This window comes from Marinobacter sp., assembly GCF_041686475.1.
In the GTDB taxonomy this organism is placed as follows: Bacteria; Pseudomonadota; Gammaproteobacteria; order Pseudomonadales; family Oleiphilaceae; genus Marinobacter.
Genome location: NZ_JAWLDU010000014.1, coordinates 50,927 through 52,405 on the forward strand (window position 1 = coordinate 50,927; position 1,479 = coordinate 52,405).

Here is a 1,479-nt window from a genome sequence, read left to right on the forward strand (position 1 = left end):
GAACAGCAGACGGGAAGATTCAGGGTCTGACCAGGAAACAATTCGCCCTATCTCTTGCTTCTTGGCGAGATAGGGCGAACCGAACCAGTTACTGTCGAATCCCTTCTACCGAGATAATCATCTCGACGGTTTCAGAGGCCTTGCCCAGATCCATCGGGATTCCGAAGTCAGAGAGTTTGAATTCGGTTCCGGCTTCGAACCCCATACGGTAACCACCCCAGGGGTCATCGCCGTGCCCCAGCATTTCCACATCAAGGGTGATTTCTTTCGTCACACCACGGAGTGTCAGGTCACCGATGATATCGGCCTCACCTTCGTCGTCCACCTCTACCCGCTTGCTCTTGAATGTCGCTTCCGGGTATTCGCTGACATACAGGAAATCTTCCTCACGCAGGTGCTTGTCCCGCTCGCCGTGGTTTGAGTCGACGCTGGAGGTATCCACCGTTACTTCCACGGAACTGTTTTCGGGGTTCTCCGCATCGTAGAGGAACTGCCCGTCAAATTCATTGAAACGACCGTAAAGCCAGCTGTACCCCAGGTGGGAAATTTTGAAAGTAATAAACTGATGATCACCCTCGGTATCAAAATCGTAGGTTCCGCTGTGTTCAGATGCCTGGGCTCCACCAACCATGGTGATTGTCACAGCGGATGCTAGCAGCAGTTTTTTCATATTGATCTCCTTATTGAAATAGCCCGAAGGCGCGATTTTGGATCGTATTCGAATCATTGTTGTGGAGGGCCGGTGCCAAGCATACGCCGCAAGGTGTCGTCCCGGTCAACCAGGTGATGTTTTACAGCCGCAAGACCGTGCAAGCCCGCCAACACCACCAGGGCCCAGGTTGACCAGTAGTGAACAAGCCCCGCAGTGTCTTCCATCCCCTTGATCTGGCCGGTCACTGAGGGCACTTCAAACCAGTCAAAGACACTGATGGAAGAGCCGTCGGCGGTCGAGATGAGGTAGCCGCTGACCATCGCAACGAAAACCAGAACATACAACATCAGGTGCGCCCCGTGGGCCGCCAACACTTCCAAGCGACTGTGGTTGGACAATGGCTTCGGTACCGGGTTCACAATGCGCCAGGCTAACCGCAGTACCATAACCATCAATAACAGAATACCAACGCTGCGGTGAATATCCGGGGCTGTGCGGTACCAGTCGTCGTAGTAGGACAGGTCCACCATCCAGAAACCCAGGCCGAACAGGCCGAAAACCGCCGCAGCGACAAGCCAGTGAAAACCAATGGAGACGGCTCCAAAACGGTTGGCAGTATTGCGTACCTGCATAGTTTTATCCCTGCGTGACATTCCACACCATACAGCGAGGATGATAACAGTGTAAAAACAGGCGCCCGCAAAACCAATCGAAATGTTTTGCATGCATAGGTCAGAAATTCTGACCGAGGAACTCACCAGTGTTTGCAGGTACTTTCCCCTATACCTTTGGTCTGATACGGATTTTACGGATTGTAGAAAACCATG

General features: G+C 52.7%; 2 protein-coding genes. Both read right to left on the reverse strand.

Annotated elements, in window-relative coordinates:
• Positions 1–88 precede the first annotated feature (88 nt).
• A complete protein-coding gene (locus tag ACESMB_RS05315; RefSeq protein ID WP_372971058.1) occupies positions 89–670 on the reverse strand; it encodes a YceI family protein in 582 nt (193 codons plus the stop codon).
• Between the two features lie 53 nt (positions 671–723).
• Positions 724–1,284: a cytochrome b gene (locus ACESMB_RS05320; RefSeq protein WP_372971062.1), complete on the reverse strand. Its 561-nt coding sequence runs from the start codon at positions 1,282–1,284 to the stop codon at positions 724–726.
• Between the last annotated feature and the right edge of the window lie 195 nt (positions 1,285–1,479).